The sequence below is a fragment of the Corynebacterium sp. L4757 genome (assembly GCF_043673995.1).
In the GTDB taxonomy this organism is placed as follows: Bacteria; Actinomycetota; Actinomycetes; order Mycobacteriales; family Mycobacteriaceae; genus Corynebacterium.
On record NZ_JBIMEN010000003.1, the window covers coordinates 178,458 to 200,232 of the forward strand.

Genomic DNA, 21,775 nt, shown 5'->3' on the forward strand with positions numbered 1-21,775 from the left:
ACCATTTTTGTTGTGCCGAAGTGCTAGCGGGCAGTGACCTTACCGAAGAGGCGTGCCACAGGAGCCAGCAGTGATGGACGCGCAGCAATCCAGGCCGCTGCGATGACCACAAGTGAGCCCAAGAAGCTAAAGAATCCGGTCCAATTATCGGCATAAACGGTCGGGTCGACATCGCCTTGAGCCGCGTACATGTGGTTGAGATTGCGCAGCGCACCCGTTGCGAACACCATGACAACGTGCATGATGATGAAAATGACGATGTAGATCATCACTGGGAAGTGAATCTTGCGGGCAATCGGTGCTGGGAAATACTTCGATGCCGTAGTCCACGACTTGGACCAGAAGTTACTCATACGGAAACCAGAAATAATTGCCAAAGGAGCAGCCACGAAGACGGTCAGGAAGTACGTGATGACCTGCAGTGCGTTGTAGTTAGCCCAACCATTTTCTGTTGGCCAGTCCAACGTCAGGTACTGCAGACCTGCGGACAGCGCATGTGGGAAAATCTCCCAGCTGGTTGGCACAATGCGCATCCAGTGCCCAGTGACGAACAATAAAATGATGAAGATGGCGCCGTTGATGATCCACAGCAAATCCAGTGACAGGTGATACCACAACGTAAGACTGATCTTCTTCGAAGAGTTCTTCCCAGTGAAATACGCAGCTGGCTTTCGCTCATATCGAATTTGCAGACCACTGCGGATAATCAGCACCATGAAAAAGACATTGAAGAAGTGCTGCCAGTTCATCCACGCCGGAATACCAACTGGTGCATTCTCAGGCAGTTCCATATGACCGGAGTAGCGTTCGAGGAAGTTTGCTCCAACTTCAGTAGTGAAGAAATACCGTGCGCCGAAAACCGCTAGCGCGAGTAGGACTGCCAACCCAATGATGACTGTTAAGCCGCCACCAATCCACTGTTTCAGTGTGAAACGGCCGTACTTTTTCTCATCTTCTTTCTTCGCCGCAGCAGGCTTTGCCTCAGGCCTTGTTTCTGCTGGCTTGGCTGCGGTCGAACCTGCTGGCTGAGAAGGAACAGCCGCTGGGGTTCCTGGGGCCGCAGGTGGCGTGGGTGCTGACGGCACGCTCGGCGCTGCTGGCGCGCCAGTAGCTGGTGCGGCTGGAGCACTTGGAGCTGGATTAGCTGCACCAGGAACAGCTGGTGCGGAAGGAACCCCAGGCGCGGCTGGGGCGGAGGGCGCTGCTGGAGGAACCTGCGCTGAGGGAGTCGATCCGCCAGGCACAGAAGGAACTGATGGCGCTTGCGGAGCTGCGGGTGCAGCGGGAGCGCTTGGAGCGCCGGGTGCTGCAGGTGCGGAAGCTGAGGGCGCTGCCGGAGGGCTTGGAACGGACGGTGCCTGCGGAGCACTTGGTGCGCTTGGAGCATTTGGCGTTGCCGTACCAGGGGCAGCCGGTGCCGCGGGCACCGAAGGAGCTGAAGGAGTTTCAGAAACTGGAGGCGCGGCAGGCGCGCTTGGAGCGCTAGGGGCTGCAGGTGCGGAAGCTGCGGGCGATGCCGGAGCAGCAGGAACACTTGGAGCTTGGGGAACCGCGGGTGCCGCGGGCGCCGTGGGTGCTGCGGGAGCGGATGGCGCAGAGTTAGCCGATGGTGCAGCAGGCGTTACAGGGGCCGAGGGCACAGAACCGGATGGAGCAGCAGGCGCTGCTGGGGCAGCGGGTGCTTGGGGCGCTGTGGGAGCCGAGGGGGCCGCGTACGCGCTGGGTGCGGCGGGGACATCGGCGGTAGGAGCGGGCGGGACAGCAGCGGGACGCGGCACAGTGCCTTCCTCATCGGGGAGACCATCCTGAAGATTGCCGGTCATCGTTTCGCCCTTTCCTTGTTTGCGCACGATTGCGTGCTCGTGTGTGTGCCAGGGACTAAACCTGGAGGTATTCAACAGTCCTATTGTGTGCGACGATTGCACGGCGTCCAAATGGAGAGCCGAATTACCCAAAGCATCGGTGACACTTTATGAACCTACCTGGCACAGACCCAGAAAGGGCGAGTTGGGTCTGTGCTTCATTGCACGTGTTAGCGCATTCCCATGCGGATGGCGCCGTCGAGGCGGATGGTTTCGCCATTGAGCATCGGGTTGCGGATGATGGATTTCACTAATTGTGCGTATTCGGTCGGTTTGCCCAGGCGTGATGGGTGGGGGACCTGCTTGCCCAAAGATTCTTTGACCTCATCAGACATGGTTGCCACCATGGGGGTTTCAAAAGTGCCTGGGGCAATCGACATGACGCGAATCAGGGAGCGTGAAAGGTCACGGGCAATGGGTAGCGTCATTCCCGCGATACCGGCTTTGGACGCAGAGTAGGCAGCCTGCCCCATTTGGCCATCGAATGCGGCGACCGATGCCGTATTGATAATGACGCCGCGTTCTTCACCCTGCGCAGGGTTATTTAGCATCGCTTGCGCAGCAAGGCGGATGACATTGAAAGTTCCGTTGAGATTGACGTTGACTACTTTGGTGAAGGCTTCGAATGGAAAGGCTCCCTTGGAACCGGCAGTCTTAAACCCGTTGAGCATGCCAGCACAATTCACCACGATGGCTAAGTCATTGTTGTCATTAGCGATATCTACTGCGCGCTGGACGTCATCCTCATTAGTGACATCAGCGGGGACAAAGACGATTTCACCGTCGAGAGTGTTCAGCTGGGTTTGATCAGCGTGCGGGAGGTCAATCACCACCACGCGTGCGCCTGCCGATGCGAGCATCGCCGTTGTCGCCAAGCCCAGCCCTGAAGCTCCGCCGGTCACTAGTGCGGTCTTTGAAGAAATGTCCATGATTGCTCCTTTTATATCTGAATTGGTGCGCGTGAAACTATTGCGCGGGGTAAATACGTGGTGCGGTGGTGGGTTCGATAAACCCACGCGCATCGGTATATGAACCACGCGCTGAAAGGTGCGGGTGGTCTACTACTTCATCAGCAGCGACAACCTCAAAGACGCATGCCTCCAGATGGCGGAAAATCTCCACCCACTGCTGCCGGGTCTTTGAAGCAAAGGCTTCCGCAAACTTTTCGCGCAGCAATGGCCACTGTGATTGGTCATATTGGTCTTTGGCACTGAAACCTTCTGAAAGACCAAGGCCCTCCAAAAGGTTCGCGTAGAACTTCGGTTCAATAGCGCCCGCGCTCATCCACTTATCATCAGAAGTTCTGTAAATCTGATAAAACGGGGCGCCGCCATCCAGGAGGTTTCCGGCACGACCGCCATCCCAGTGCCCGGCGGCACGCATCGAATGCAACATCGCCGAATGGTGAGCAACGCCGTCTACAATTGCTGCGTCAATAACTACGCCTTCGCCAGTGCCGTAGGTGCGATTATCCCGACGATATAGGGAGGACAGAACGCCTGCCACCAAGTACATGGATCCACCTGCGAAATCGCCCAGCAGGTTCATGGGCGGAACTGGGGTGCCGTCCGAACCAGCAATGGGTTCCAATAATCCGGAAATCGCAATGTAATTGATGTCATGGCCAGGCGAATGCGCAAGGGGGCCATCCTGGCCCCATCCGGTCATGCGGCCATAGATGAGCCCAGGATTAATCGAATGGCAATCCTGCGGCCCCACACCCAGCCTTTCCGCCACGCCGGGACGAAAACCCTCGAGAAGAACATCAGATGTGGCAATCATGTCACGAACTGCAGCCAGATCATCTGGGTCTTTGAGATCCGTGGTGCGTGCGGGTTGGTCGCGGAAAATGATTCCGTGCAAGGCCTGTTCGGTCTCAGAAAGTCCTGCGGGGGTTTCCAAGCGGGTTATCTCCGCACCGAGATCTGCTAGCAGCATCGCTGCGAAGGGTACTGGGCCAATGCCGCCAAGCGATAGAACCTTGATGCCTTCGAGTGGTTTAAGTTGCGCTGTCATCAATGCTCCCGATACGTACTTTAAAGTGATGTGGATTACTCTAAGTGCGGCAGTGTCAGGAATCTAGGACTTTAGAAAAATCGCCCATGAGCACCGCTTAATCGCTGGTGAATTGGGGGTGAACGCCATTTTCTCCCCGCGCCGGGAAAACAAAAGTGCGGCCCCCGCAACGATGAAAGAAGCAGGAGCCGCACAGTGAGAACGTGGATTATTCGACGGGTTCAATCGGGTTGCCCTGCCACGTGGTGTGGCCAGGAACCTGGTCACCACGCATGACCAAAGATCCTGGGGCAACGGTTGCATTGGTGTGAATGTGCGATGCTGGCAACGAGACTGAATGCGCAGCCAGGGTAGCGCCATCATCCACGGTCACCGTATCCAGACTCATGACGCGGTCCTGGAAGAGGTGGGTTTGCACTACTGTGCCAGGCCCAACGGTTGCACCCTTGCCGATGTAGCAGAGGTCGGTTTCCGGGAACCAATAGGATTCAATCCACGCGCCACGACCAATCCGCACGCCGAGAAGGCGCAGTGAGGTGTTCAATTCGGCCGTGCCCATCGCATGGTTGAAGAACCACGGTGCGGCAACGCTTTCCACGAATGCATCTTGCAGCTCGTTGAGCCAGACAAATGATGACCACAACGGATGGTCGCCTGGGCGATGTTTGCCCACGCAGATCCACTTGACCACGACGGTGATGATGACAGCGACGATGCCCGCACCCATCAGCAGCAAGCCGGAGACCAGCCATGTCAACCACAAGCCGATGGAGTTGATGAGCACCACCATGAGGCCAACTACTGCAGCCAGCAACATGGCGGATGCAGCAGGAGCCAAAAGGCGCAGAGTTTCAATCACACCGCGTGCGACCTTGGCCCACATCGGTGGGTTATAAGTCAGTGAATCACCAGAATCAACGGACGCTTCCACGCGGCGCATGCGCTCTGGTGGAGAGCCCCACCAGTTGGTGCCGGACTTTGCCTTCTTCGGCGTTGAAGACAAGACAGCAACCAAGGAATTCTTCGCCAACTTGCGGCCCGGAGAAGTGATGCCGGAGTTCCCCACGAAGGAACGCTTGCCCACCTTGGTTAAACCAGAAGACATCCAACCGCCGCCGAGCTCATAACCACCAATCATGGTGTCATCGGCCAAGAACGCGCCGTCTTTGACCTCAGTGAATTTAGGAACCATGACGGCAGTGGAAATTTCCACATCCTTGCCAATATCGGCACCCAAAGAACGCAGCCACAACGGGGTTAGCTGACCAGCATACAGCGGGAAGAGAACCGTACGGGCGTCATCCATGAGACGCTCAATCGCCCACAAGCGCCAGCCGGACGCTGAACGCACGGGGAAGACACCCGGCTTGATACCGATGGACAAGATACGCACACCCAACCAGGTCTGCACCATGTAGAAAGCGAAAGCTGCGAGCGCGCCGACGGGAGCAAAAAGAATGCCGCCGACAAATGCATTGCCGCCAGTGATAGCAACGAGATACAAAATGACTACCGCAGCAAGAGCGATTGCGACCAGTGGCTGCGCCGCCAGCAAGATTGAGGTCAGGCCGTAGATAAAGACCCACTGCGGACGACGCTTCGGTGCATGATCCGGGAAGCGGTGCTTGGAACGCCCAACTTTTTTAGCCGGGGAACCTGACCAGCGTGCGCCGGCCTTGACCTTCTTGTTGCCTGTGACGGTGGAGCCTGCCTCAATGTGGGCTTCCTCGCCGATGACCGCGCCGGGCATCAGCTGGGAACGGGCACCAATGCGTGCTTCATCCTTAATCGTGATGGTGCCGACCTTGAGAATATCGCCGTCAACCCAGTAGCCGCTCAAGTCCACTTCGGGTTCCACAGCGACATGGTTGCCCAGGGTGAGCAAACCAGTCACCGGCGGAAGTGAGTGCAAGTCCACGAATTTACCGACCTTGACGCCGAGAAGGCGTGCGTAGGTCAAGACCCAGGTGGCGCCAGCAATCGAGCGAGCCCCGGAGGCATCACTCCAGCGTTCAGCAGCCCAAATACGCAGGTGCACGGAACCCCCGCGCGGATATTCGCCCGGAGTAATGCCAGACGTCAATATGCGCGCGCCAAAAGCACCCAGCGGGATGCGTCCCAGAGGTGAGGCAAAGACAATGAGGAAAACAATGACCAGCCACCACGGGGTGTGGGGTGCAAAGCTCACGCCGAATTCGGCAGCAATATTGGAGCCAAAGAGCAGCCATGCCAACCAGTTGGTGGCAAAAAGCGTCATCGAAGGTAATTGCCACAGAAATTGCACCACGCGAGTACCAGCACCTACAGGTGTGACTTCGCGGGTGACTACTTCTTTAGCCTCCACTGCCGTGGAATCAATGATTTCGGCGAGAGAGCCCAAGCGTGGGTGGTCATAGAGGTCACGCACGGCAACGCTCGGGTAGCGCTCACGAATTCTGCCCACCAAGGTTGCTGCAGCCAGTGACGTGCCGCCGAGGGAGAAGAAGTCAGCTTGTTCATCTTCCACTGAGACACCGAGGACATCGACGAAAAGTTGCGCGAGCCATTCCTCGGTCTCACTCAGGCCAATGGCCTCAATACCCACACCAGGCAGTGGCCACGGCAAAGCCTTCTTATCCACTTTGCCGGAGGTGCGGATTGGTAGTTCATCCATGACGCAGATCCGCGGAACTAGTGCCGCCGGCATGACTTCTGCCAGGCGTTCTTTGGCCGCGCGGTGGTCAAAGCCGGCATCCGGATCATCCAAGGAGACGTAGCCGACTAGGACAGACTCGCCAGCAGCGGTCTTGTTGACCGCTACTGCGGAGTTGTACACGTTGGGTAGTGCTGCGACATTGGCTTCGACTTCACCGAGCTCAATTCGGCGGCCACCAATTTTGACCTGGTCATCAACACGGCCCACAAAGTACAGGCCGTCTTCTTCCAATCGCACATGGTCACCGGTGCGATACGCGCGTTCCCAGCCGACGGAATCGAGCGGAGCGTATTTCTCGGCGTCCTTTTCTGGGTCGAGGTAGCGGGCCAGTCCAACGCCGCCGATGACGAGCTCGCCAACCTCGCCAGGAGAAACTGGGTTACCGGCATCATCGATGACAACCAAGTCCCAGCCATTTAAAGGCAAGCCAATGGAGACTGGGTGGTTAGGTTTGAGCATTGCTGCCGATGCCACCACGGTCGCCTCGGTAGGACCGTAGGTATTCCACATTTCACGATCGTCAGTGGCAAGACGGTTAACGAGTTCCTGCGAGCAGGCCTCACCACCAACAATCAACAGGCGAATATTATCGAGCGCCTCCGCAGGCCACAGGCCCGCCAAGGTAGGAACCGTGGAGACCACCGTGATGTCACGGCGAATCAGCCATGGGCCCAAGTCCATGCCGGAACGCACGAGTGAACGAGGAGCTGGTACGAGACAAGCACCGTGGCCCCATGCCAGCCACATTTCTTCACATGATGCGTCAAAAGCAACGGAGAGACCAGCCAGAACGCGGTCCTCGGGGCCGAGGGGGTTATCCTGCAAAAAGAGCGCCGCCTCAGCGTCAACAAAGGCAGCGGCAGAACGGTGAGTTACAGCAACACCCTTTGGCTTGCCCGTGGAGCCGGAGGTGAAGATGATCCAGGCGGTGTCCTCGAGATGGGGCTCATCTTGGTCGGTGCCGGCAGATTCGTTGAGCTTGCGGAAGCCTTCATCGGTGAAGATGCCGTTGATATTGGCCTCACCAAAGACCATGTCAGCGCGCTCATCCGGGTCATCGGCGTCCACAGGGACATAGGCGGCGCCAGAGGCGAGGGTCGCCAAAATAGCCAGGTAGAGAGCGCGCTGACCAGAAGTCATGCGCACGCCAATGTGGTCACCGCGTTTCACGCCGTGCGCACGTAGTTCGGAAGCCCAAGCTTCAACATCGGTGATGAGCTCGGAATAAGTCAGGATCTCGCCATCATCGATGGCGGCGGCCTCGGGGTATTGAGTGGCGGTATCTTTGACAACATCCCACAGGGTGCGTGGGGCAGGGGCGTGGTCTTTAAGCAGGTACTGGTCGGGAATCGTGGCCAGGTGATTACTCACTTTTTAAGATGCCTCTTCTTCCTTGTCAGCATCAATGATCGCTTGCGCCAGCTTACGCAAATGTTTCAGCTGCTTGGACGTTGATTCATCGAGTGCATCATCTTCTGCGGCGGTGACCAACTTGGCCAAGTCCGCATGCATCTTGGTGCCCTTTTTGGTGGAAGCAACAATCTGGCGGCGGCGATCTTTCGGGTCACGCTCGCGCTTAGCCCAGCCGCGCTTTTCCAGCGCGTCAATCAGGCGCACCATATCGGATGCGTCAATGGCCAAGGTGGCAGACAAAAAGGACTGGGACGCTGCATCCTCCTCAATGAGGCAGGTCAGCACCCAGTACTCGCGGATAGTGGTCTGATGCGCGGCGAGGGCGGCATCCACGCAGTCGCGGGTGCGACGGCGCAGGCGCTCCAGCTGGAATGATGGGGACTCCAGCAGGGGTGTCGGCACATGGTGTGAATTAGCAGAACTCATAAGGCAATAGTAGCTCTCCTACCATCTGTTGTCTAAATGATTGAGGTTATCCACTAATTGAAAATGGTGGTCAAGGCTCCAAAGCGGGCTAATAGCCAGAGCTTATTGCTGCGTTTGGCGCAGTGCCTATTGCTGTGGAGTGTCCATCGGCAAGCCCTGCGAACGCCACGCATCGGTGCCGCCAGCGACGTTAATAACATTGTCCCAACCCAAGGCGTTTTCCAGATAGTCCGCTACCTGGGCGGAGCGGCCGCCGGCCTTGCAGATGACATAAATATCCTGATCAACATCGATTTCCTTATAGCGAGCAGGAATCTCAGCCATCGGAATATGAGTGACGCCGCGCGCGTGGTCCTCGTTGTATTCGAAGTCTTCGCGGACATCAATCAGCTGGGCATCGGTAGGTACTTCTTGCGGGTTCACTTCTTTCATAGCTCCCCATCCTACGCCTTGGACGTGAATATAAAATGCCTATGAATAAAAAATGCGCCACAACCCAAAGGTTATGGCGCTTAGCTGCGAGCTTTCGCACGCGGCGTTGTGGTTCGCTCTCCCCGTCAGTGGAGCTCGATAGAGCTTTACTGACCGTAACGCTCGATGGAAGCCTGGTGGATAGCTTCTGCTTCAGCCTTATCGCCCCAGCCGGAACCGGTAACTTCCTTATTTGGCTCCAGGTCCTTGTAGCGGGTGAAGAAGTGCTCGATTTCATCCTTGACGTGCTGCTCAACGTCGCTGATGTCCTGGTAGCGCTCGGAGCGAGGATCATCCACAACGCACAGCAGCTTGTCATCGCCGCCAGCTTCGTCGGTCATCTTGAAAACGCCGAGGATGCGGGCCTTAACAATGACGCCTGGGAAAACTGGTTCAGGGAGAATAACCAGTGCGTCCAATGGGTCGCCGTCTTCACCGAGGGTGTGGTCAATGAAACCGTAGTCAGCTGGGTATGCCATTGGCGTAAACAGGTAGCGGTCCAGGTAGACCTTGCCGGTCTCATGGTCAACCTCGTACTTATTACGGGAACCCTTAGGAATTTCAATGGTTACTTCAACGCTCACGTTGACGCGTCCTTTCTGTGGATAAACAATGCTGGCCCATAGTCTACCTTTTGCACGCAAAGCGCTAGGCTATGTGGCGATGAAAGCAAAACACGTTGCCTGGATAGCTGTCACAGTATTAACCACCGCTGCAGTGGGAACAACCGCTGCAGTGGGTGTTGCTGTGCACCAAGAATACAGCGCGTTGGACCACGGGCAGGCCCCGCAGCCACCGCAAGCACGTGAGCTAGTTCAGCCAGCACAACCTGCGGACGTTGATACCTCTTCAATGGCTGGGCGTCTGGATGCCATGGCACAGGGCCCGGCGCTGCCAACCCTGGGAGCGCAGGTCATCAACACCACCGATGGGGAAGTGTTGTGGGAGCATGACGCCACCGAGCCGCTGATTCCAGCATCATCGACCAAAGTCTTAACCGCTGCGGCTGCTGCATTAGAAATCGATGCTGATGCGCGCCTAAAAACGGAAGTCCTGCATGCACCGGGCACGGACACCGCAGTAATTAAGGCAGCTGGTGATGTGTGGATGACTCACGAGCAGCTGGAGGATTTAGCTGAACAGATCACCGAAAGCGCTCAGGCTACCGGTGACACCATTGACACGGTGTTGATTGATACCAGCATTTGGACGGGAGATGACCAGGCCGAAGGCTGGGATCCCAGTAACGTGGATGGTGGATATGTTGCACCGATGCAGCCGGCGATGCTCTACGGTGGAAGATTAGGCGATACCGAGGGCGATGTGCCGCGTTCGCACACCCCGGCGCTCGATGTAGCGTCCACCGTCGCTGACTACGTGGGCGCGTCCAATGCCGGTACCGGGCCCGCGCCGGAAGATGGTGAGGTCATAGCTCACGTGGAGTCCGATACCTTCATGCAGCGCGCTGAAGAAATGATGAAGCACTCGGACAATGTCATGGCCGAGGCCATCGCGCGCGAGACCGCTCTTGCTTCGGGCGCCGAGCCCAGCTTCGATGGGGCAACAGACAACACGTTGCAATTGCTTGCCGATGCCGGCTTTAACACTGATGGCGTTATCCTCAACGATAATTCGGGGCTGTCAGTAGATAACCGCATCAACGCGGACCTGCTCACCCACATCATCTTGGATGCCGCTAGTAACGCATCACTGCGCGAGATTTTGCTTTACCTGCCGGTCGCCGGCGGTGAGGGAACCTTGGCTGACCGCTACGTGGATCTGTCCGGACGGGGTTTCGTGCGTGCCAAGACCGGCACGCTCACCGGTGTCTCCGCACTCAGTGGCACCGCGCTGGGTGATTCCGGCAACGTCTACGCGTTTACCTTCCTGGTCAATGATGGCGACATCTTAGGTGCACGCCAAGCCCAAGACACCATGGCTAGTATCCTGCGCGAATACTAACAATGAGCACCCCACCTTTTTGGCCGCGGACATCCCCGCACTTTCTGCGCGTGCGCGTGGCGGTGCGCCGGGCACTTGCAACGCTCGAATATCCACCCACGGTATTCGTGGGTCTTTCCGGTGGGGCTGATTCACTGGCTCTAATAGCGGCAGTATGTGCCGAAACTCGCGGAACCAAGACCGCAGTTACAGCGCTATGCGTCGACCATCAGCTGCAACCTGGTTCCCGTGAGGTCGCCCAGCGTGCTGCTGCACAAGCTGAAGCGTGGGGCGCAAACACGGACATCATCACCGTTGATGTTGATACTTCACATCCAGATGGCATGGAAGCTGCCGCGCGCCGGGCCCGTTACCAAGGATTTGCACAGCGCGCCGGTGCTGCCCCAGTGATGGTCGCGCACACCGCCAATGACCAGGCCGAAAACCTGCTGCTATCGAGCCTGCGCGGGCACGTAAACGGCATGAGCTTTGAAGCGTTCATTGAAGGTGCGCGCCTCATTCGCCCATTGCTGTCGGTTCGTCGCGCAGATACCTTGGGTGCCTGCGAGGAAGTGGGCGCAGATATCTGGCATGACCCGCATAATGAGCGCGAGGATTTCCGCCGCGTCGCTATCCGTAAACGCGTCTTGCCGCTGTTGGAAGAAATCCACGGCGGGGATGTGGTGGCGGTGCTGGGGGCATCGGCAAGCGATATTGCCCATGACGATGCCTTCTTGCATTCCCTCGTCCCTGACGTAGCGGCGGCGGAAGAGTTGGTCTGTGCCGACCTTGCCGGCATGGCGCAACCTGTCAGAAAGCGTGTAATTGCCCGCTGGTTAACCGCAAATGATGCCAGCCCCACGCGTGCAGCATTAGCGGCAATTGATGCTCTCATCAGCGATTGGAGCGGACAAGGTAATGTGGCCGTTGCTGATATGACCGCAAAAAACCGTGGGGCAAGGTTGGAAGTCCAACGCGATGGTGGCAAACTGAGACTATTGCGTTTTCACGCTCCCTAAGCCACCTTAAGGTCCTCAAACCGGCTCATGAGAAAGGGCAACCATGGCTACAAATGACACTGCGTTATACGAATCTAAAGACTTCAATGTCCCACCGCACCGCTACGGCAACGATGTTGAGGCCGTACTGATCAGCGAGGAAAAGCTCCAGGAACGCATTCAAGAATTGGCGGATAAAGCCTCCAAGCACTACGCCGATACTGATGATGACCTGCTGTTGATCTGCGTGTTGAAGGGCGCGGTCTACTTCTTGACCGACTTTGCGCGTGCTCTGAGCATCCCATCCCAGATTGAATTCATGGCTGTTTCTTCTTATGGCAACTCCACCACCTCTTCCGGCGTGGTGCGCATTTTGAAGGACCTGGACCGTGAAATCGAGGGCCGTGACGTGTTGATCGTTGAAGACATCATCGACTCCGGCCTGACCTTGTCCTGGCTGATTCGTAACCTGAAGGGCCGCAACCCCAAGTCTTTGGAAGTGATCACCTTATTGCGCAAGCCTGAGGTTGTGACCGCCAAGATTGACCTTTTTGATGTCGGCTTTGATATCCCGAATGAATTCGTCATTGGCTATGGCCTTGACTACGCCGAACGCTACCGTGACCTTCCTTATGTTGGCACCCTGCACCCGGACGTTTACTCCAACAACTAACTTATAATTCCTCTTAATGAAAAATTCTTCTTGGCTCCGTTATGGTGGCATCGCTGCAGTAATCCTGGTAGCGCTGTATATCTTCACCTTCTTCTCCGATGACACTCGCTCATTCATGCGCGTGGACACATCTATTGCGTTGGAACAGCTGGATGCGCAAAACGTTGAGGAAGCTCAAATTGATGACCGCGAACAGCAGGTCCGACTCACCTTGCGTGAGCCGATCACTGTGGAAGAGCGCGAAGGTGTAGAAGAGGTTATCGCAAAGTACCCTGCGCGCACCTCCCCTGAAATCTTCGATGCTGTCCGCACTTCCGGCGCAGAGTCCTTCCAGACCAACGTCACTCAAGACAGTGTCTTGATGTCGATGTTCACCTTCTTGCTGCCGATGCTGATCCTGTTCGCAGTATTGTTCTGGTTCATCTCGCGCATGCAGACCGGTGCCGGTGGCATGTTTGGTATTGGCGGCAATAAGGCCAAGGAATTGACCAAGGACATGCCGACCAACACGTTTGAGGACGTGGCCGGTGCTGATGAAGCAGTCGATGAGCTGCAAGAAATCAAGGACTTCCTTGAAGACCCGACCCGTTATCACGAGTTGGGCGCGAAGATTCCACGCGGCGTGCTGCTCTATGGCCCTCCGGGTACTGGTAAGACTTTGCTGGCGCGTGCCGTTGCCGGTGAAGCAGGCGTTCCTTTCTATTCCATCTCCGGCTCCGACTTCGTGGAAATGTTCGTCGGCGTGGGTGCCTCCCGCGTGCGTGACTTGTTCAAGCAGGCGAAGGAAAATAGCCCTTGTATTATCTTCGTCGATGAGATCGATGCCGTTGGACGCCAGCGTGGCTCCGGTACCGGTGGTGGCCACGATGAACGTGAGCAGACCCTGAACCAGCTGCTGGTGGAGATGGACGGCTTCGGCGACCGCGAGGGCGTCATCCTCATTGCCGCAACTAACCGCCCGGACATTTTGGACCCCGCGTTGCTACGCCCGGGCCGCTTTGACCGTCAGATTCCTGTCACGCCACCTGATTTGGCCGGCCGCGAGCAGATTCTGCGTGTGCACTCGAAGAATAAGCCTTTGGCCAAGGAAGTTGACGTCACTCAACTGGCTAAGCGTACTGCCGGTATGTCTGGTGCGGATCTGGCCAACGTGCTCAATGAAGCAGCCCTTCTGACCGCGCGTATTGGCGGTAACGTCATTACTGCTGATGCTCTGGAAGAAGCCACCGACCGCGTGGTCGGCGGCCCACGACGTCAGTCCAAGGTGATTTCTGAGCACGAAAAGAAGGTCACTGCCTACCATGAGGGCGGCCACACGCTGTCCGCATGGGCGCTGAAGGATATTGAGCGCGTCTACAAGGTCACCATTTTGGCCCGTGGCCGCACCGGTGGTCACGCGATGACCGCGCAAGAAGATGATAAGGGCATGTACACCCGCGATGAACTCTTCGCGCGCCTCGTCTTCGCCATGGGTGGCCGCGCTGCCGAAGAACTCGTCTTTGGTGCCCCAACCACCGGCGCATCTTCCGATATTGAGCAGGCCACCAAGATTGCCCGCGCCATGATCACTGAGTACGGCTTCAGCCCAACGCTTGGCACCGTCAAGTACGGCAAGGAACAAGGCGACCCAATGTCTTACATGGGCGGCGGTGGCGTCTCCGAGTACTCCGATGCTGTGGCGGCCAAGATTGATGAGCAGATTTCCTTCCTTCTGGATTCCGCTCACCAGCAGGCCTATGACATTTTGGGCGAGCACCGTGATTACCTTGATAAGCTCGCCGAAGCATTGTTGGAGAAGGAAACCCTGCGTCGCCCAGACCTGGAAGCTCTCTTCGATGGCATTGAGCCCCGCGAATCCCGGGAGGTCTTCCCGGGCGAAGATAATCACTTCCCAGCACAAGCTGGCCGTGAACCAGTTCAAACCCCGGTTGAGCTGGCCATCGAACGCGGCGAGGAACCACCGAAGCGCTTCACGCTTCTCGATGCCTCCCGTATCGCCCGCGAACGCCGACTCGCCTTGGAAGAATCCCAGGCCAATGCATCCAATGACGCCGATGCCTCGGACTCTCGAGATTCCGCAACCGGCACTGCTGACAAGAATGAGCCTGAAATCGGCTTCAACTTCGGCCAGCATGCCGGCGACTGGACCGAAGACTCCGTCAAGGCTGCTGGCGCCGCAGATTCCAAGGTCATTGAAGAAACCGAGCCTGCAGCTCAGCCTGCGCCGGAACCACAGCAGGAAGTGCAGTCGCAATCAGAGGCCGAACCAAAGGCCACGCCACAGTCCGGCAAGTCCGATGACAAAACGTCCGTGATTGACCGCCAGCCAGCGCCGAAGCCGGAAGCACAGCCAGAGGCTCAGTTGGAAGACAAGCTGGATGAGGGCGAGGAAAAGCGCTCGATTTCTGAGCGGATGGGTGAGCGTCGTCCGAGCGAGGATGACACGACGGAAATCCCAACCGGGCGTCACCATAAGCCATCGGCACATGATGACGAAGGCTGGGCAACTCCGGGGCTCAATGATGACGACACTCAGAATCCTTATGCTAAAAAGCCAGAGCGTCACCCGGGTGAAGATAATTACTAAAAACATTTGACCGCCCGCGCTGTCATGGCGCGGGCGGTTTTAGAAACTTTTCAAACAAGGACAATATCCATGGACAATAGTGACAGCTCTATCCCAGCTGTGCGTGAGTTTGACCAGGCACGAGCGGAAGCAGCTATTCGTGAATTGCTCATCGCCGTTGGTGAAGACCCAGACCGCGAGGGGCTGCAAGAAACCCCAGCGCGCGTGGCCAGAGCATATGAAGAGATTTTTGACGGGCTGCACACTGATCCCACTGAAGTACTAAGCAAGACTTTTGCTGAAGACCACCAGGAACTGGTGCTGGTGCGTGACATTCCGATTTACTCCACGTGTGAGCACCACCTGGTGCCTTTCTACGGTGTTGCGCACATTGGCTACATACCCGGCAAAGATGGGCACGTCACGGGACTATCTAAGTTGGCGCGTCTGGCAGAAGGTTTTGCCAAGCGCCCACAGGTCCAGGAACGTCTTACCCGCCAGGTGGCAGATGCGCTGATTGAAAAGCTGGGCGCACAGTCTGTCATCGTGGTCATTGAATGCGAGCACCTGTGCATGGGTATGCGTGGGGTTCGTAAGCCAGGCGCGGTGACCACCACTTCAGCGGTGCGTGGCGGATTTAAGAATAACGCCGCTTCCCGCGCTGAGGTCATGAGCCTCATCCGCAGCTAAAACTATTCTCACCCATGCCACCAGGAGGTCAGACCAGCTCATGAACGTTAATGATATTTGCCCAAAGGTTGCGAAAGACCGCACGCTGATTATGGGCATCGTGAATGTCACGGAAGATTCATTTTCTGATGGTGGTAAGTGGATCAATATTGATACGGCCATTAAACACGGCCGTGAGCTGGTGGCGAACGGCGCAGACATGATTGACGTGGGCGGTGAATCCACGCGTCCCGGTGCGACCCGCGTGGACGCAGATGTTGAGAAGGAACGCGTTACTCCGGTGATTAAGGCGCTGGCAGATGAAGGCATCCCGTGCTCCGTTGACACCATGCGCGCCAGCGTTGCTGAGGCCGCTGTTGAGGCAGGGGCAGTGTTGCTCAACGATGTCTCCGGCGGGCTGGCCGATGACAACATGTACCGCGTCATGGCTGATTCCCAGGTGCCGGTGTGCTTGATGCACTGGCGGACCGTGCGTTTTGGTGATGCGGCTGGTTCTGCTGACCACAATGGTGACGTGGTCAAAGACGTACACGAAACACTTGCGCGTGTGACCGATAATGCGATTAGCGCCGGGGTAACCCCGGAGCGCATCAGCCTGGATCCAGGTCTGGGTTTTGCCAAGACCCCACAAGATAACTGGGCATTACTGAAAGCTTTGCCGGAATTCATCAACGGAGAGTATCCGATTTTGGTGGGTGCTTCCCGCAAGCGATTCCTAGCGGGGATCCGTGAGGAACGCGGCGTGGAATTCGGTCCGCACCTAGCGGACCCAGCCACCGCGGCGGTCACGGCGCTGTCCGCACAGATGGGTGCATGGGCAGTTCGTGTGCATGACGTAGAGGTTTCGCGTGATGCCGTGGATGTTGCAGCGGCTTGGGCTGCTGGCGCAAACTATCAGACACGGGCTTAAACCGGAGATCCCGGAGAACCCGGACACCCCGGAACACTTAGTAGTAAAGGTGAGGTAAATGGCTGACCGGATTGAACTCAGAGGACTTGAGTGCTTTGGCTATCACGGCGTTTTCGACCATGAAAAGCGCGATGGACAAAAGTTCATCGTGGATGTGACCTGCTGGTCAAGTTTCAAAAAGGCGGCCGCCACCGATGACCTTTCTGAGACCGTCAGCTACGCCGACCTCGCTGAGCTTGCCGCGAACATCGTCGAGGGCCCTGCCCGCGATCTGATTGAAACCGTGGCCAGTGAAATCGCGGAGAAAATCATGGCTGACTTCGCCGCGCTTTATGCTGTCGAAGTCACCGTTCATAAGCCGGATGCGCCAATTGAGCGCACCTTCCGTGACGTGTCCGTGGTAGCGCGTCGCTCCCGAAAGTCTGAAAGGTAGACGACATGCGCGCGGTGTTATCCATTGGCTCCAATATGGGCGATAAGGCAGCTCTTTTGCAGACTGTCTTTGACGGGTTCAAGAATGAAACCCTCTCATCATCGCGTGTGTACTCCACCCCGCCGTGGGGCGTGGAAGACCAAGCGGAATTCTATAACGCGATTCTCATCGTGGATGTTGACCAAACCCCATATGAGCTTTTGCGTCGCTGTCAGGAATTAGAAAACGCAGCTGACCGCGTACGGGAAAAGCGGTGGGGGCCGCGGACATTGGATGTCGATATTATCGAGATCGATGGCTATTCCTCCGATGATGAGGAGCTGACGGTGCCGCACCCGAGGGCATCGGAACGCGCATTCGTTCTGATCCCATGGATGGCCGCAGATGTGAATGCCACCCTGGGCGGCAAGCCTGTTGCTGGCCTGATTGGCAACGTACCGCAAGCAGATATCGACGGAATCAAAGTACTAGGACGCGTGGAGGAGCTGTGAAAAAGACATCGATTCCCGCGCTAGTGGGCATTGCTGTCTTTATCACCCTGGCCGCATACATCCTGACCCGCGGCTTTTATGGCTCCATGTTTGCCATCCCGACCGCCGTGTCCATCACGTTGTGGGCAATGGCAATTTTATGCGGTGGCCTGACCTTCAAAGTGCGCAAAGCCAAAGGGGAGGATGCCCACGGCATTGGCCTGGACCGCTCGCAATTAAACCCGTTGACGATAGCGCAATTTATGTTGGTGGGAAAAGCATCAGCATGGACGGGTGCTATCGTGGGCTCAGCTTATTTGGGTATCGCATTATATGTGGTGCCAATGAGTGGACAGATTGCTGCCGCTGCCGATGACCTCATTGGGGTCGTGACATCCGTTTTGGGTGGTTTGGCGATGGCGATTGCTGGAATAATCTTGGAGCGACACTGTGAAGTGCCACCTCCAACCGATGGAGCACAAGCGATAGAGTAGAAATATGACCGCCTACGATAAAGAGAAGTACAACGACTCTGACAACGCCAATTATCACACTGGTGATGATTATGGTGATGATCATTCAACCGGTCATGGAACCAGTGATTCGGCCAACCTGTTGGAGGGACGCGATACCGGGCAGATCATTTTGATCGTCCTAGTGGTCCTAGCGATTATTGCCTCCATCGTGATGCTGTTGGCTAGCTCCACCGCGGCATTAAAGATCGCGCTGCTGGCGGCACTGTGGGCGGCTGTAGGCGGAATCTTCCTGGTAACCCGTTACCGCAATCAGGTACGTGAGCGCGAAGAAGAAATGGATGTCCGCGACGAGCTTTACCACGCAGAGCTGGAAAAGATTCGTGCACAGCAATCCACCAGTCAAGCACTGGAGCGCCTAGAAGGATCTTCTTCCATTGACATGGATGTGCTCGCTGAAATTAAGGCGGAGCTGGCATCTATCCGTGAGCAGATTGAGGAGCTTTCTGGCCGCGAGTTCACCTATGAACCAGCTGCGTTGAAGGCGGAAGCTCGCCGCATCATGGAAATTGAAGCTCGCGCTCACGCCGCTGAGTTCCAGGCTGCTGAGCGTGAAGCACAGCAAAATGGTTTCCAGCACTCCAATGCGTCCTACACCTCTGGCTATGATTCCTTCTCTGATCTGCCTTCAGAAGATGACGTCGAATTCACCCAGCAATCCGGCGGCAAGCCTTCCGCTGATGCCATCGCAGGCCGCTTGGGCAGCCAACCCACCTACACCCGCAACGATAATCCGCTGGCCGAGTTCATCAATGAGATGAATAGTGATGCTTCCGAGCCTGCCGCTGACAAGTCAGCACCAGCGGCAGCGGAGACCCCAGCTGCGAAGCCAGCCGAGACTCCGGCTTCGAGCACTTCTGCGGCTTCTTCCGCAGCAGTAACCGCAGGTACGGAATCTGCAAAGAAGAAATCCAAGGCAAAGTCGAAGTCCGGCAAGAAGCAGGAAGCCGCTGCGACTGCGGCATCTGCTGAAGATTCACAGCAGGATGACAAGCCTAAGGAATTCAACACTGGTTCCTTCCAAGCAGTGCGCTGGGATGCTGGTGGCGATGATGCAGCGAAGGCACATGCAAAGCATGCTTCCGGTGAAGAGGATGAACCACGCCGTGGACGTCGCCGCAGCGATTCCCACCGTGAAGGTTCTGTCTCTGTTGCCGAGCTGCTTGCTGCTGCGAAGAAGCGCAATAAGGATTCATAAATTTTATGCCAGCACCACGTATGAACGTTGGGTGGTTGGGGCGTTCGAATGCCCTGCGTACCTTGCTCACCACGCAGGGCCATGACGTTATTGATGTCGATGACATTCCAGACGTCTCTGCTTTCGAAGCGATCGTGATTAGCACTCCGCAGCAACAAGTCGAGGGCTTAGCCTTAGCCCTTGAACCGCACATTCGACGCGGCCAGATTGTCATTCACACCAGCATTGGATTGGGCGTGCAGGTGCTAGACCCAGTGGAAGTCAAAGGTGCTTTGGCGATGGCGATTGCGCACGTCGGAACCGACCGCTGGCTCGTGAGCACCAGTGATGAGCTGGCCCAAGGTATTGCTGAAGTCCTGCTTTTTGAATCCGGTCAGGTCTCCGTCCCAAAGACTGATTCCGAACGCGCGGAGTTGGCGCCGAAAATCGTCTACGCCGAGCTGATTGCGCGAATAACCAGCAAGGCATACCGAGATGTGTACATGGATATTGGCGACGATGCTCTGTTCACAGATCCAGACGCTCTTCTAGATAACGGGCTGACCACGATTGAACCCAGCGATGTGTACGCTGCATTTGCAGGCATCACCGACCCGGGTTTCCGCAAAGCCTATGTCGAGGCCGCACGCCGGGTGGGCGAGCTAGAAAATAACATGGAATTAGAGATGTGGGGACTGCAGGAGGAACTTCGATGAGCATTGGCCGCGGGCAAGCAACAGTAGTGTCAGACCTGGACATGATTTCCAAGGTGGGCTCGGCTTTTAAGAAGACAGGTGCTCCTGTTGCGCTGGTGCCCCTTGGCCGCGGGGTTCACGCCGGTCACATCGCGCTGGTGCGCGCGGCTAAAGCCATTCGCGGTTCCGTCGTGGTGGTCGCGCTGTCTTCTACTGATGAGCAAGATCTAGAGGCCCTGCGCAAGGAATCGGTGGATGTTATCTGGCAGTACACCGATGAACAATTGTGGCCCAATGGTCAGCGCCTGCAGATTACCTCGCAGACCCCGACGCTAGAACCAGCGGAATTCATCAGTTCTGAACTCACACGAATCCTGGCGCTGCTCGGTGCACTGGGCCCCAGCGATGTTGTGGTCGGAGAGAAAGACTATGAGCTGCTCATCGCGCTGAACCAGGCTATTCATGATTTCCATATCCAGGTTCGTCTGCAAGGCGTTCCAACCGTGCGTATGCCTGATGGTCTGGCGCTGTCCCTGCGTAACCTTGAGGTGAAAGAGTCCGCACGTGAGAAGGCCAGCACACTATCGGCGGCGCTCACTGCGGGCGCGCATGCGGCCGAAGCGGGCGCGAAGCAGGTGCTAGAAGTAGTCAAGACCGTCCTTGACGCGGCGGGTATTGAGCCAGAGTACGTAGAACTCCGCGGCCGCGACCTGGGTGAAGCACCTGAGATTGGTGACGCCCGCCTGCTGGTTGCTGCCACCATTGGCGGCGTGCGCCTGACAGATAACGTCGGACTGCCTATCGGTATTGGCTTCCGCAACATCGAAGCTCACGCCGAAGCAGCAAGCCAAGCAGAGAACTAGAGAAAGCTCGCGATTTCTTCCAGTGCCTGCGGTGAACCCACATCGTGCGCACGCAGCGGAATCTCAATAACATCCAGCTTGGGCAAACGCCGCTGAAGATCGGCCAGTGCCTCATCTTCATACTTACGGCGTGAAGCCAAGAACTCACCCTGATCAGCAGGGGAGCGGCGATTCACAATTAATGCACCAACATGTACACCATTGGCGTTTAGCTCCGCGTGAAATTCATCAGTTTCTAGCACTGGCAGGCGCTCGGCGGTGAGCACGATGTGGAATTGGCAACGGGTGGCATCGGTAAGCACTGCCCGAAGTTGTTCAAACCGGCGGCGGCGCTTGAGCAGAATCGACCGCAATTCCTGGTTGCGGCGATCCACCGGATCCACCGCTGTTGCCACGGTGCGGTCTTTGCCTGTTGGCGACATCCCGCGCACAATGTCCGAGAATTTCTCCGACTTAGCGCGCCGCTCTAGCAAACCATCGGTCCAGGCGGACATCAGCTCCGGCAGCGCCATGAGCCGGGCGGTGTGACCGGATGGAGCGGTATCAAAAATGATGTGGTCATATTTCTCGCCGTAATCTTCCAACAGGATGGCAATGCGCTCTAACATGGCAGCCTCATGCGTGCCGGGGGAATGCTCGGCTAAATGAAGATGCTTTTTGACCTCTTTATGCAGGTGCTCCGGCATCATCCGCCGCATGGTGTCACCCGCCTGCTGAAGATGTTCCTGGGTGGCACGCGCGGGATCAAGCTCCAGCACATCAATGCCCGGGCGCACGGCCGTAGGAACATCACCTACCTTGGTATCCCACAGATGACCCACATTGTGCGCCGGGTCGGTGGAGACCACCAGCGTGGTAGCGGAAGCAGAAAGCTGCAATGCAGTTGCATTCGCGATGGTTGTCTTACCCACGCCACCTTTGCCACCGAAGAACATGACGGGGG

At 56.9% G+C, this 21,775-nt stretch carries 21 protein-coding genes; 13 read left to right on the forward strand and 8 right to left on the reverse strand.

The genetic code is table 11. The annotated features are described in order from the left end of the window. Positions 1–23: 23 nt before the first annotated feature. On the reverse strand, positions 24–1,085 hold the full coding sequence (locus tag ACG98I_RS05555; protein WP_394719036.1) for a cytochrome b/b6 domain-containing protein: 1,062 nt from the start codon (positions 1,083–1,085) through the stop codon (positions 24–26). Between ACG98I_RS05555 and ACG98I_RS05560 the strand changes: the two genes are divergently transcribed. After that, positions 1,069–1,809, forward strand: a complete 741-nt coding sequence (locus tag ACG98I_RS05560; protein ID WP_394719035.1) for a hypothetical protein — start codon at positions 1,069–1,071, stop codon at positions 1,807–1,809. The genes ACG98I_RS05555 and ACG98I_RS05560 overlap by 17 nt on opposite strands. Before the next feature lie 223 nt (positions 1,810–2,032). Here the strand turns inward: ACG98I_RS05560 and ACG98I_RS05565 are convergent, their stop codons facing one another. From ACG98I_RS05565 to ACG98I_RS05590, 6 genes are all read right to left on the reverse strand, one after another. After that, positions 2,033–2,791 carry an SDR family NAD(P)-dependent oxidoreductase gene (locus ACG98I_RS05565; RefSeq protein WP_394719033.1) on the reverse strand — a complete coding sequence of 253 codons (759 nt, stop codon included), beginning with the start codon at positions 2,789–2,791 and terminating at the stop codon, positions 2,033–2,035. Positions 2,792–2,828: 37 nt separating this feature from the next. Continuing rightward, entirely contained in the window at positions 2,829–3,878 is a 1,050-nt protein-coding gene (locus tag ACG98I_RS05570) for a CaiB/BaiF CoA transferase family protein (protein WP_394719031.1), read from the reverse strand. 208 nt (positions 3,879–4,086) lie between these two features. Continuing rightward, positions 4,087–7,944: a Pls/PosA family non-ribosomal peptide synthetase gene (locus ACG98I_RS05575; protein ID WP_394719029.1), complete on the reverse strand. Its 3,858-nt coding sequence runs from the start codon at positions 7,942–7,944 to the stop codon at positions 4,087–4,089. 3 nt (positions 7,945–7,947) lie between these two features. After that, the gene (locus ACG98I_RS05580; protein WP_394719027.1) at positions 7,948–8,412 is read right to left on the reverse strand and encodes a MarR family winged helix-turn-helix transcriptional regulator; all 465 of its coding nucleotides are present in this window, start codon (positions 8,410–8,412) and stop codon (positions 7,948–7,950) included. Between the two features lie 126 nt (positions 8,413–8,538). After that, positions 8,539–8,844: a rhodanese-like domain-containing protein gene (locus ACG98I_RS05585; protein ID WP_394719025.1), complete on the reverse strand. Its 306-nt coding sequence runs from the start codon at positions 8,842–8,844 to the stop codon at positions 8,539–8,541. Between the two features lie 146 nt (positions 8,845–8,990). After that, positions 8,991–9,467: an inorganic diphosphatase gene (locus tag ACG98I_RS05590; RefSeq protein WP_394719023.1), complete on the reverse strand. Its 477-nt coding sequence runs from the start codon at positions 9,465–9,467 to the stop codon at positions 8,991–8,993. Positions 9,468–9,546: 79 nt separating this feature from the next. Here ACG98I_RS05590 and dacB point away from each other — a divergent pair, with 79 nt between their 5' ends. The 12 genes from dacB (at position 9,547) to ACG98I_RS05650 (ending at position 20,832) form a co-directional block, all read left to right on the forward strand. Next, a complete protein-coding gene (dacB, locus tag ACG98I_RS05595; RefSeq protein ID WP_394719022.1) occupies positions 9,547–10,845 on the forward strand; it encodes a D-alanyl-D-alanine carboxypeptidase/D-alanyl-D-alanine-endopeptidase in 1,299 nt (432 codons plus the stop codon). Positions 10,846–10,847: 2 nt separating this feature from the next. Continuing rightward, positions 10,848–11,843, forward strand: coding sequence for a tRNA lysidine(34) synthetase TilS (tilS, locus tag ACG98I_RS05600; protein ID WP_394719021.1), 996 nt, complete (start codon positions 10,848–10,850; stop codon positions 11,841–11,843). 43 nt (positions 11,844–11,886) lie between these two features. Beyond that, positions 11,887–12,495, forward strand: coding sequence for a hypoxanthine phosphoribosyltransferase (hpt, locus tag ACG98I_RS05605; protein WP_394719019.1), 609 nt, complete (start codon positions 11,887–11,889; stop codon positions 12,493–12,495). 16 nt (positions 12,496–12,511) lie between these two features. After that, the gene (gene ftsH, locus ACG98I_RS05610; RefSeq protein WP_394719018.1) at positions 12,512–15,082 is read left to right on the forward strand and encodes an ATP-dependent zinc metalloprotease FtsH; all 2,571 of its coding nucleotides are present in this window, start codon (positions 12,512–12,514) and stop codon (positions 15,080–15,082) included. Positions 15,083–15,151: 69 nt separating this feature from the next. Further along, the gene (gene folE / locus ACG98I_RS05615; RefSeq protein ID WP_394719017.1) at positions 15,152–15,751 is read left to right on the forward strand and encodes a GTP cyclohydrolase I FolE; all 600 of its coding nucleotides are present in this window, start codon (positions 15,152–15,154) and stop codon (positions 15,749–15,751) included. A 40-nt stretch (positions 15,752–15,791) separates the two neighbouring features. After that, positions 15,792–16,661 (forward strand): dihydropteroate synthase, encoded by an 870-nt coding sequence (folP, locus tag ACG98I_RS05620; RefSeq protein ID WP_394719016.1) that lies wholly within the window; start codon positions 15,792–15,794, stop codon positions 16,659–16,661. A 58-nt stretch (positions 16,662–16,719) separates the two neighbouring features. Continuing rightward, the gene (gene folB / locus ACG98I_RS05625) at positions 16,720–17,094 is read left to right on the forward strand and encodes a dihydroneopterin aldolase (RefSeq protein ID WP_394719015.1); all 375 of its coding nucleotides are present in this window, start codon (positions 16,720–16,722) and stop codon (positions 17,092–17,094) included. 5 nt (positions 17,095–17,099) lie between these two features. Then, positions 17,100–17,585 carry a 2-amino-4-hydroxy-6-hydroxymethyldihydropteridine diphosphokinase gene (gene folK, locus ACG98I_RS05630; RefSeq protein WP_394719014.1) on the forward strand — a complete coding sequence of 162 codons (486 nt, stop codon included), beginning with the start codon at positions 17,100–17,102 and terminating at the stop codon, positions 17,583–17,585. Then, entirely contained in the window at positions 17,582–18,058 is a 477-nt protein-coding gene (locus ACG98I_RS05635) for a DUF3180 domain-containing protein (protein ID WP_394719013.1), read from the forward strand. Before folK ends, ACG98I_RS05635 begins: the two co-directional genes overlap by 4 nt. A gap of 4 nt (positions 18,059–18,062) precedes the next feature. Continuing rightward, the gene (locus tag ACG98I_RS05640; RefSeq protein ID WP_394719012.1) at positions 18,063–19,295 is read left to right on the forward strand and encodes a DUF6779 domain-containing protein; all 1,233 of its coding nucleotides are present in this window, start codon (positions 18,063–18,065) and stop codon (positions 19,293–19,295) included. Between the two features lie 5 nt (positions 19,296–19,300). Then, positions 19,301–19,990, forward strand: a complete 690-nt coding sequence (locus tag ACG98I_RS05645) for a hypothetical protein (protein WP_394719011.1) — start codon at positions 19,301–19,303, stop codon at positions 19,988–19,990. Next, entirely contained in the window at positions 19,987–20,832 is an 846-nt protein-coding gene (locus tag ACG98I_RS05650) for a pantoate--beta-alanine ligase (RefSeq protein WP_394719009.1), read from the forward strand. Before ACG98I_RS05645 ends, ACG98I_RS05650 begins: the two co-directional genes overlap by 4 nt. Here ACG98I_RS05650 and ACG98I_RS05655 read toward each other — a convergent pair. After that, positions 20,829–21,767 (reverse strand): ArsA family ATPase, encoded by a 939-nt coding sequence (locus ACG98I_RS05655; protein ID WP_394719271.1) that lies wholly within the window; start codon positions 21,765–21,767, stop codon positions 20,829–20,831. The genes ACG98I_RS05650 and ACG98I_RS05655 overlap by 4 nt on opposite strands. Between the last annotated feature and the right edge of the window lie 8 nt (positions 21,768–21,775).

Coding starts and splice junctions, on each gene's coding strand:
- folB (WP_394719015.1), top strand. CDS start 16,720: ATGGCTGACCGGATTGAACTCAGAGGACTTGAGTGCTTTGGCTATCAC.
- dacB (WP_394719022.1), top strand. CDS start 9,547: ATGAAAGCAAAACACGTTGCCTGGATAGCTGTCACAGTATTAACCACC.
- ACG98I_RS05585 (WP_394719025.1), bottom strand. CDS start 8,844: ATGAAAGAAGTGAACCCGCAAGAAGTACCTACCGATGCCCAGCTGATT.
- folE (WP_394719017.1), top strand. CDS start 15,152: ATGGACAATAGTGACAGCTCTATCCCAGCTGTGCGTGAGTTTGACCAG.
- ACG98I_RS05580 (WP_394719027.1), bottom strand. CDS start 8,412: ATGAGTTCTGCTAATTCACACCATGTGCCGACACCCCTGCTGGAGTCC.
- ACG98I_RS05640 (WP_394719012.1), top strand. CDS start 18,063: ATGACCGCCTACGATAAAGAGAAGTACAACGACTCTGACAACGCCAAT.
- ftsH (WP_394719018.1), top strand. CDS start 12,512: ATGAAAAATTCTTCTTGGCTCCGTTATGGTGGCATCGCTGCAGTAATC.
- tilS (WP_394719021.1), top strand. CDS start 10,848: ATGAGCACCCCACCTTTTTGGCCGCGGACATCCCCGCACTTTCTGCGC.
- folP (WP_394719016.1), top strand. CDS start 15,792: ATGAACGTTAATGATATTTGCCCAAAGGTTGCGAAAGACCGCACGCTG.
- ACG98I_RS05655 (WP_394719271.1), bottom strand. CDS start 21,767: ATGTTCTTCGGTGGCAAAGGTGGCGTGGGTAAGACAACCATCGCGAAT.
- folK (WP_394719014.1), top strand. CDS start 17,100: ATGCGCGCGGTGTTATCCATTGGCTCCAATATGGGCGATAAGGCAGCT.
- ACG98I_RS05650 (WP_394719009.1), top strand. CDS start 19,987: ATGAGCATTGGCCGCGGGCAAGCAACAGTAGTGTCAGACCTGGACATG.
- ACG98I_RS05565 (WP_394719033.1), bottom strand. CDS start 2,791: ATGGACATTTCTTCAAAGACCGCACTAGTGACCGGCGGAGCTTCAGGG.
- hpt (WP_394719019.1), top strand. CDS start 11,887: ATGGCTACAAATGACACTGCGTTATACGAATCTAAAGACTTCAATGTC.
- ACG98I_RS05570 (WP_394719031.1), bottom strand. CDS start 3,878: ATGACAGCGCAACTTAAACCACTCGAAGGCATCAAGGTTCTATCGCTT.
- ACG98I_RS05645 (WP_394719011.1), top strand. CDS start 19,301: ATGCCAGCACCACGTATGAACGTTGGGTGGTTGGGGCGTTCGAATGCC.